At 35.5% G+C, this 9,079-nt stretch carries 11 protein-coding genes; 4 read left to right on the top strand and 7 right to left on the bottom strand.

What is annotated here, in order from left to right:
• The 4 genes from HRT72_11960 to HRT72_11945 form a co-directional block, all read left to right on the top strand.
• The coding region (locus HRT72_11960) for a response regulator (protein ID NQY68419.1) at positions 1-1,125 on the top strand (1,125 nt) is incomplete at its 5' end.
• 10 nt (positions 1,126-1,135) lie between these two features.
• On the top strand, positions 1,136-1,477 hold the full coding sequence (locus HRT72_11955; GenBank protein ID NQY68418.1) for an Hpt domain-containing protein: 342 nt from the start codon (positions 1,136-1,138) through the stop codon (positions 1,475-1,477).
• Positions 1,478-1,486: 9 nt separating this feature from the next.
• A complete protein-coding gene (locus tag HRT72_11950) occupies positions 1,487-2,170 on the top strand; it encodes a response regulator transcription factor (GenBank protein NQY68417.1) in 684 nt (227 codons plus the stop codon).
• A gap of 287 nt (positions 2,171-2,457) precedes the next feature.
• Positions 2,458-2,727, top strand: coding sequence for an HU family DNA-binding protein (locus HRT72_11945; GenBank protein NQY68416.1), 270 nt, complete (start codon positions 2,458-2,460; stop codon positions 2,725-2,727).
• Between the two features lie 49 nt (positions 2,728-2,776).
• Here HRT72_11945 and HRT72_11940 read toward each other — a convergent pair whose 3' ends face one another.
• From HRT72_11940 to HRT72_11910, 7 genes are all read right to left on the bottom strand, one after another.
• Positions 2,777-3,613, bottom strand: coding sequence for a DUF3108 domain-containing protein (locus HRT72_11940; protein NQY68415.1), 837 nt, complete (start codon positions 3,611-3,613; stop codon positions 2,777-2,779).
• Positions 3,601-4,197, bottom strand: coding sequence for a DUF922 domain-containing protein (locus HRT72_11935; protein ID NQY68414.1), 597 nt, complete (start codon positions 4,195-4,197; stop codon positions 3,601-3,603). Before HRT72_11935 ends, HRT72_11940 begins: the two co-directional genes overlap by 13 nt.
• Positions 4,172-4,552 (bottom strand): STAS/SEC14 domain-containing protein, encoded by a 381-nt coding sequence (locus HRT72_11930; protein ID NQY68413.1) that lies wholly within the window; start codon positions 4,550-4,552, stop codon positions 4,172-4,174. Before HRT72_11930 ends, HRT72_11935 begins: the two co-directional genes overlap by 26 nt.
• A 128-nt stretch (positions 4,553-4,680) precedes the next feature.
• Positions 4,681-4,968: a hypothetical protein gene (locus HRT72_11925; protein NQY68412.1), complete on the bottom strand. Its 288-nt coding sequence runs from the start codon at positions 4,966-4,968 to the stop codon at positions 4,681-4,683.
• Between the two features lie 115 nt (positions 4,969-5,083).
• Positions 5,084-6,202: a bifunctional 2-methylcitrate synthase/citrate synthase gene (locus tag HRT72_11920; GenBank protein ID NQY68411.1), complete on the bottom strand. Its 1,119-nt coding sequence runs from the start codon at positions 6,200-6,202 to the stop codon at positions 5,084-5,086.
• A complete protein-coding gene (locus HRT72_11915) occupies positions 6,202-7,707 on the bottom strand; it encodes an MmgE/PrpD family protein (protein ID NQY68410.1) in 1,506 nt (501 codons plus the stop codon). Before HRT72_11915 ends, HRT72_11920 begins: the two co-directional genes overlap by 1 nt.
• Positions 7,708-7,774: 67 nt before the next feature.
• On the bottom strand, positions 7,775-9,079 hold a 1,305-nt coding region (locus tag HRT72_11910), incomplete at its 5' end, for a VCBS repeat-containing protein (protein ID NQY68409.1).

Here is a 9,079-nt window from a genome sequence, read left to right as displayed (position 1 = left end):
TTTCTTGCTAACATGAGCCATGAGATTAGGACTCCACTGAACGGAATAATGGGACTTTCGGATGTTCTATTAAAGACAAATATAGATGATGAGCAAATGGGTTATTTAAATGCAATTAAGTCTTCTTCAGATTCCCTATTAGTTATTATCAACGATATACTCGATATCTCTAAAATTGAAGCTGGGAAATTGGTGCTAGAAGAGACGAAATTTAATTTGGAAAAATCTATTGACTCCGTTATTGGCATTTTGGAATTTAAATTAATTAATAAGAACGTTCTCCTTAAAAAAGAACTGGACGATAAGTTGCCATTGTTTGTTTTAGGAGATCCAGTAAGACTGAGTCAGATACTACTTAACCTTGTTGGGAATGCTATAAAATTTACTGAATCAGGAAGCATTACTGTGGGCGCTAAGTTTATTAATGAGACCGATGATTTAGTTGAAGTAGAAATGTATGTAGAGGATACTGGAATTGGTATTGCAAAAGAACAGAAACAGAAAGTTTTCGAAAGTTTCACGCAAGCCAAATCAAGTACAACTAGGAAATACGGAGGAACAGGACTAGGGTTAACTATTGTTAAGAACCTGGTTGAAATGCACAATGGTTCTATTGTTCTTGAAAGTGAAGAAGGTGTGGGGTCGAAGTTCTCGTTTAATTTGAAATATAACCTTAGTCAGGAGGAAGAGCTGAATAACAGCATAGATGATAAAAGGATTGAGCAACAGGATTTAAACGGGGTTAAAGTTCTTGCTGCTGAAGACAACCCTATTAACCAAATGCTCGTTAAGAAAGTATTGTCGGATTGGAATGCTGATTTTACAATAGTAGGAGATGGAAAGAAAGCAGTTGATACTTTAGAGGAAAATGATTTCGATATTATATTAATGGATATTCAAATGCCAATTATGGATGGTTACACAGCATCAGCATATATAAGAGAGAGTTTACCGGAACCTAAAAGTAGCATTCCAATAATAGCTCTAACAGCGCATGCAACATCTACTGAAAGAGAAAGATGCCTTGGATTTGGTATGACCGATTATATTTCGAAGCCGTTTAAGGCCGACGATTTATTAGAAATAATTGTAAAGCAGTTAGATCAAAAATTTAAACATTCCTAAATAAAGCACTTTGAACATAGATTTAAAATATTTAAAAGAAGTAGGGAACGGTGACATGGCTTTTGTTCAAGATATCATTGAAACGTTTGTTAAAGTAACTCCGGATCACGTTGATACTCTTATTACAGGCTATGAGAAAAAAGATTGGCTGGAGGTAAAAAGAATAGCACATACAATGAAGCCAAACGTAGAGTTTATGGGTATTCTTTCACTAAAGAGTGTATTTGTAGAAATAGATAGATTGCAACCTGCCGAATTGGAAATTTATCTAATTAAGGATATTATGGTTAATTTGGAAGAAGTATTAAAACAGTCTTTGGTTGAACTTGAACTAGAATTAAAAGATTTATAATTTCGATAGATGAATTGTATAGTAATTGAGGATAGCGAAATTCAAAGGAAATTAATTTGTCATTATATTGAAAAGACAGATTATTTAAACTTAAAGAGGGACTTTGTAGACGCGGTGGAAGCTGTTAGCTATTTAAGAAAGGAAACGGTGGATTTGATTTTCTTGGACATTAGCATGCCTGTTATGAGCGGTATGGAATTCCTGAAATCGTTTGATAATAGTGCTCAAGTTATCTTGTTTACTTCTCATGAAGAATACGCACTCGAAGCATTTGAATATAATGTAATAGACTATTTGGTGAAACCAGTTTCATACGCTCGTTTTATGAAAGCTGTTAATAAGGCTAAAGCAGGCTTTGAAAAGGGAGATCATGAAACCTCAGACGAGATATTCATAAAAGTAAATTCAGTGTTTGAAAAAGTCAGAATATCTGAAATACTATGGATAGAAGCTCTTGCTGATTATGTAATAATTAATACATCGGAGCGGAAATATACTGTCCTTTCTTCAATGAAAAGTATAGTTAGTAAGCTGCCTACCAAAGAATTTATGCGGGTTCATCGATCCAGTATAATTAGAATTGATAAAATTTCAAAGATCGATAACGGCGTTATCGAGATTGTAGGTAAAAAACTAATCACCATAGGTCGGTCTTATAAGAAAGAAGTGATGGATAGATTAGTTACGATCTAGTTGATTTCTCGACGTTTCTCCGACTAAAACAACATTCATATTACTTGTAATTGACACCAATTGAGCTGGATGTTCTGTCTTTCGATGCTTAAATCGGATATTTTTAACAGGTTATTAACCATGTAAATCGTTGATATTAAAAGGGTAGCGAGTGTTGGTGCTCGGAAGCGCCAGTAAAATCAAGGGTTTAAGGAATTGTTGCTTGCATGAAGTGTCTGAAATGCCTAATTTCATTACTGTTTCGAAGAAATTTGGAATTATTATTATTAATGTTATAAAATTATATTATGAATAAAGCAGAATTAACAGAAGCAATCGCTTCAGCAGCAAACTTGTCAAAGGCAGATGCAAAAAGAGCATTAGAAGCAGTAATTACTTCTACAACTTCATCTCTTTCAAAAGGAGAAAGAGTTTCTTTAGTTGGATTTGGATCTTTCTCAGTCTCTCAAAGAGCAGCTAGAAAAGGAAGAAATCCTCAAACAGGAAAAGAGATTGATATCCCAGCTAAAAAAGTTGTGAAATTTAAAGCAGGTGCTGAACTTTCAGGAAAGTTGTAAGTAGCTAAAACAGAATTAAAAGCGATATGCCATTGGCATATCGCTTTTTTTATTCTATAATTTCCGAGATTAAAGGATAGGTTAGTCCCGACTCTTTTAACAATACGGCATTAATGGAGCCCACTAATATTTCAGCCTCAATCCTAACAGGTAGGCGGTTTTTATCGTCGGTAACCCAAACGTTCATATCCTCTTCTCCTTTAAAAATACTTCCTTCTATTAGTAGTGTGCTAAACTTAATTGTATTAAACACTCTGTCGCCTTTTAATTTAATTTTCTCTTTCCCTAAATATTTTATGTGCGTCTCGAAAACTTCACCATCTAAAATGACTTTTAAGGGTACTAAGTCTCCTTCTTTGTAATTATCGAAGTTGATTGTGCGAGTGTAGTAAATTAAAGAGACTGCATCAAATATGCATTCTGATAGATTGAGTGTATCGATAGGGTTTTGTACTCCTTCTTTACTTGAAGTAGAATAGATTTTTGAATTGACGTAGTCGAATTCGTAATGGTTTGAATACATAGTCCCTCCTTCTGAAACCTCTCTATTAAATCGATAAGGCGCCAATGAGGTCATGTTTGTCCACGACTCGTATGTGTCTCTTACTTTGTAAAGCCAATCGTATTTCTTGTAAGTGAAGCCATATGCAACAAAATGAAATTGGTTATTATCTAGGTACGTGTTAAAGTGGCATTCTCCAGATGAAACCCAGACGAATCCCCAATTGTAATATATTTGATACACTATTTTTTCTTGGGGAGTGAAGCAAATGGAACTAGGCGTACAGTTATCTTGGCCGTAAGCATGGCTAAAGGAACCAATAAATAGTAGGATAGTATATAGCGTGAGATTTATATGGCTTTTAATGACGATTATTTGTCTAATATTATTTGAACTTCTGAAGTTTTAAACCCTTTGTATTCATCTAATTCGATTTTAATACGTGATTCCCATTCTAATTGCTTTTTAGTGTTTATGTGATGGTTAGTCTCTCTATCATATTTCTTTTGCTCTTTCCAAAGCTGGTCTAAGTAATCTTGAAATAGTGGTTTTAGTTTAGACTGCACATTCTTGATGGTAAGCTTGTATTCAACTAGTTTCTTCCTGAATTTTCGTGCATATAGCTCTGTAATATCGAAATGTAATTGTTCATGTCTTAAAAGTGATTCCTTTTTGGATTCCGTTTTCACCCATGACTTATCTCGTTTGAAAAAGGAAAAAGTATTGATTATCAAAGAGTTATTCTTTTGTTCCATTTTGAGATCAACTCCAGTAAAGGAATTAGCTGAGTTGATACTATTTAATTGAGGCGATCCAGTAAAATCTTCCCAACTTAATTTGTACTCATCAGTAAATAAAATTGTGTTTGTATCTGGTTGAGCAGTACAATAAACAGAGGTAAAAAGAAATATTAATAAGGCCTTGTGTTTTAAAAGCATGGATTTAGAGATAGTCTTGAAGCCACTCAACTGCTTTTCTTTCGGAAGTAAATATTTTAAGAGGATAGTTTGGGAGGTTAAGATTTAAAAAAAGTGTTCCTATAAGTCGACTAGAAGGAGAGTTCAATAACATTGCCATTCCATTAATACTTGAAAAGGCTTTTTTAGATTGAAATTGTTTTCGGGCCTCTTCGGTAGAGGACTGAAGTGTGCTTATATCCAACAACACTGGTACTTTCTTACCTGCAGCTAATTTTATTATTGCGTCAATCGACTCCTTTGCATCGTCTTCTTCTTGATCTACATTTTTTTTTGCAAGAACTCTAATAATACCGTCTTCTAGCCATATATAACTAGACTTCAATTCGATAACTTTTTCTTCCATCTTGTTTATGAGAATACCTTCTATTAAATATATGCATATATATCGTCAGGACATATAAAACTTCAGGAAAACTGCATTGAAACTTACATGACGAAATGTAATTATTCGAAGTGTATTCTTGGTTAATTCTAGTAGAACTTTATCTGATGTACTCTATGGATAGGTATTAGAACCCCTTTATTTAGGATTACATTTTTATCTCCCACTGCCCACACCGTTGTATGTACTTTCCGAAGATTTTTATCGTCTTCAAAGATTATTTTTACTTTATGTTTTTCGATGTTGCCAAGATGAACTGCTCGTTCAATATTTGACTCTCTATTATTAATTGCAATGTCATTCTTTAGGACCTCATTATTAGGGAAAGATAAATTTTTGATAAATTCTTTCTCTGTAATGGAGGAGTTTACTGCCATCTTATTCATACCAAAAAAATTAGATTTATAATTCTGACCAAATTAATAGTATGTTACGCCACAGAATTATGTTAGTTACAAGGGGCAATGCGTTACTTCTGGCTATTACACTGCATTATAAGTCTTTTATTCTCCGAATTTCAACTCCTTTGTAGTGGCTTAGTGGGCGGATTAGTTTATTGTTTTTTACTTGCTCTAGTATATGGGCAGCCCATCCCGTAATTCTGCTCATCACAAAAATTGGAGTAAAAAGCTCAATGTCAAACCCCATCATATAGTAAGTTGGTCCAGCCGGAAAATCAAGGTTAGGATAAATACCTTTTTCTGAAATCATCTTTTCTTCTAATAGATTTGCTATATCTATCCATTTCTTGCCATCGGTTAATAAGGCAATTTTCTCTTCCCATTTTTTCATTTCGGGAACCCTCGAATCCCCTTTTTTATATACTCGATGACCGAATCCCATTATTTTTCGCTTCTCTTCAAAAGCTTCATCCATCCATTCGTTTGCGTTTTCTGCTTCTCCAATTTCTATCATGTCGTGCATAACCTGCTCATTCGCTCCTCCATGCAACGGACCCTTTAGTGCGCCAATTGCTCCTGCCACGGAACTATACATGTCTGAAGTTGTTGATGCTATTACACGAGCGGTAAATGTTGATGCATTAAAACTATGTTCGGCGTAGAGTATTTGTGATACATTGAATCCTCTGAGAATATCTGGTTCTGGTACGAGGCCGAAACACATGTTAAAGAAATTGGCGGTTCTATTTAATTCTGAATTAGGTTCTATAATTGGCTTGCCTTCTTTACATCTCTGTATGGCGGCTATAATTGTTGGGATTTTGGCATAAAGCAATTCGAATTTATTGAAGTTAGTTTCTTCCGAATTGTCCCATATCCGAGAGTCTTCTTGTCCAAGAAAACTAATAGCTGTCCGTAGGCCATCCATTGGATGTGCTGTTTGTGGAAAGTGTTTGATAATAGAAATTAATTGATCGGATATAACCCGATTATCCACTTCTCTTTTTTCAAATTCCTTTAGTTGACCCGTAGATGGGATTTCTCCCTTTAACAGTAATAACGCGGTCTCTTCAAAATTGCAGTTATTACAAAGATCATTAACCGTATATCCCCGATAAGTCAAACGATTAATATCGGGCATTACTTTAGATATTTCTGTTGTATCAACTGTAACGCCCATAAGGCCTCTTTTAATTTCGGTTTCTTCCATTAAAATATTCCAGTTTTTGGTGTCTCATTATTTATGAATTCGGGTTTGACTTGCACATTCAATTGCTGAATTTCTTTGGCCGAAAGATTTGGTAAACTTTCAACTAGGTTAATAAAACGGTTTCGTTCTTCTGTGGATATTAAATGCTCCGTTAGTTGGTCAAACTTCTTTATATAGTCTCGTCTATGAAAAGGATTATCTCCAGCTGGATGAGCATTGGCTCTTTCGATTTCATCAGAAATGAGATCGCCATTTTTCATTTCAATAATTACTTTTCCCCCAAAAGACCTCAATGATGGATCTTTGTGGTGGTAGAGTTCTGTCCATTTCTGGTTTTCCGAAGTAGTAATTTTATTCCATAGCTCTATGGTAGAAGTAGTATTTGCTCTCTTGCTGGAATAGCTTTTTTCGTGATGCCACTTTCCATCCTCTAGGGCAACTGCAAATATGTACATGATCGAATGGTCTAGTGTTTCTCGGCTAGCATTCGGATTCATTTTTTGTGGATCGTTAGCACCAGTGCCAATTACATAATGGGTATGATTACTCGTCTCTATTCGTACGCTTTTAATAGAATTTAAATCTTCTATTTCATTTCTCATTCTGAAGGCTAAATCGATTAATGCTTGCGCCTGATATTCGGCAGAGTGTTCTTTAGTATAGGTTTCTAGTATGCTTCTTTTTTCCTCACCTTCTGTTGGTAGGTGAATGGTATAATTAGATTTTGGGCCATCTAAGATCCACGCTAATATTGAATCTTCTCCTTCATAAATAGGTGAAGGGCTTTTTTCTCCTCGCATTGCCCTGTCCATAGCTTCAATCGCTTGCTTGCCGCCATGTGCCGGAACGTACGCCTTCCAACTAGATATTTCTCCCTTACGAGATTGCCGTGTGCTAATAGATAAATGAAGTGCTTGTTGTACAGATTGATAAACGGTATCGACATCTAGATTAAGAAGGGCTCCTATGCCAGCTGTTTGGGCTGGACAAAGATGTGCGATGTGATCGATTTTGTGTTCGTGGAGGCAAATAGCTTTTACAAGACAAACATGAATCTCATAGGCCGAAACGATGCCGTGTAAAAGATCTTCCCCGTTGAATGCTTTCTGTTGAGCAACGGCCAAAATAGGAGGGATGGTATCTCCAGGATGGGCATAATCGGCAGCCAGGAAAGTATCGTGGTAGTCTAATTCTCGAACAGCTGTTCCATTTGCCCATGCACTCCATTCAGCATGAAATGTTTGATTATTTGGTAAGCCAAATACAGTTGCTCCATTTGCTCGAGTGTGTGCTATTGCCTGATGGCGAGCATTTACAACTGGGTTCCTTGAAAACGAAGCTATAGCTACCGAAGCATTATCTATGATTCTATTAATAACCATTTCGATAACATCTTGAGAAATTGATGCCTTATCAATTGCGAGTTTGGCTAGTTTGTAAGCCAATTGATTTTCTTTACTTAATTCTTCTTCAGAGTGGTAAACGCGAATTTGGTGTTCTTGCATGGTTGGTAAGGTATACTATGTATACTTTACTCGTATGCTAATTGTTACCTGAAATTTTAAATTGTAATTATTTATTTATCACAATAGTTCGTTGGCTTGTACCTTGAGCAGTAATTACTTTTGCCAAGTATATACCATTACCATGCGTTGATAGATTGACAGATGTAGAAAATCCATTTACATTATCTTCTTGTAGAATAATATCTCCAGCAATGGAGAAGATTTTAAAACCAGTGATTAATTGATTTGATGATAGGGTAGTAGATCCATTCGACGGATTAGGAAATGCATTTATCTCAGTGAAACTAATATTCTCGTTTATCGAATTTATTTCCTCACATTCTTCTTCGTAAGTAATAAATTGATCAACAGAAAGATCTTTATACGAACACGTTTTACCTAAAGGCCAATCGATTACAAGCTCGTCGATAATAGCAGCGTCGCCCAAACCAAATTCTATATTTAAACTGTTTTGTGTATTAGTACCATTTCGTCCTGAAACTAGACGATGTTGCCATCTTTCTACTCCATCTATTGTCGCTCTTAGTTTAACTCTGGCTCCAATTGCAGATTTGTTTGATTCCGTACCTATTAGGTTGATGTTTATCCAGTGATTGGAATTAGTGTTGTTTGTATAGATAACATTGTTATTTGAAACATTACCTCTAACACTAAGAATGAAATCTAAGAATCCATCGTTGTTATAGTCAACACTGGCTACTGCAGTTGAAGCATCCCAATCATTAATTACATCATCGGTGCTTACCTCTTTAGTAAATGTTCCGTCCCCATTGTTCCAATAAAGTTTATTATAAGATTCGGAAGGTATAGTCATTTTACTATCCACTAAGTATACGTCTTGATCTCCATCGTTATCAAAATCACCCCATGTTGGAGACAAAGTCCCAATATTTGCATCCGTTACTAACTCTCCAGTTGTGATTGTTGTGAATGTGCCATCTCCATTATTACTGTATAACAGAATAGGTATATCGATCCCGTTTACCATTAAGTCTAAATGGCCATCATCGTTATAATCAATCCAAGTTGATCCGTGGCAAACCGCATCATCATTAACAATATCAACGGTTGTAATTGTGGTAAATGTTCCGTCTCCCTCATTGTGATATAACGTATTATTTTCTTCTGAGCTGGTGATAAATAAGTCGGGGTATCCGTCATTGTCATAATCTCCCCAAGTTGGATTATGAGATCTAAAAGCATCTGTAACAAGATCGCCAGTTAATACTTTTTCAAAAGTTCCATCTCCGTTGTTTATGTAAAATTGATTTTCCTGAGGATTTGATGTATAGCCGCTTGCCACATAAACATCAAGATCTCCATCCAAATCAAAATCGGCGGATCCGCTACC

This window comes from Flavobacteriales bacterium (assembly GCA_013214975.1).
In the GTDB taxonomy this organism is placed as follows: Bacteria; Bacteroidota; Bacteroidia; order DT-38; family DT-38; genus DT-38.
This window is presented reverse-complemented; position numbering and strand designations above follow the sequence as displayed.

Coding starts and splice junctions, on each gene's coding strand:
- HRT72_11950 (NQY68417.1), top strand. CDS start 1,487: ATGAATTGTATAGTAATTGAGGATAGCGAAATTCAAAGGAAATTAATT.
- HRT72_11915 (NQY68410.1), bottom strand. CDS start 7,707: ATGCAAGAACACCAAATTCGCGTTTACCACTCTGAAGAAGAATTAAGT.
- HRT72_11920 (NQY68411.1), bottom strand. CDS start 6,202: ATGGAAGAAACCGAAATTAAAAGAGGCCTTATGGGCGTTACAGTTGAT.
- HRT72_11925 (NQY68412.1), bottom strand. CDS start 4,968: ATGGCAGTAAACTCCTCCATTACAGAGAAAGAATTTATCAAAAATTTA.
- HRT72_11930 (NQY68413.1), bottom strand. CDS start 4,552: ATGGAAGAAAAAGTTATCGAATTGAAGTCTAGTTATATATGGCTAGAA.
- HRT72_11945 (NQY68416.1), top strand. CDS start 2,458: ATGAATAAAGCAGAATTAACAGAAGCAATCGCTTCAGCAGCAAACTTG.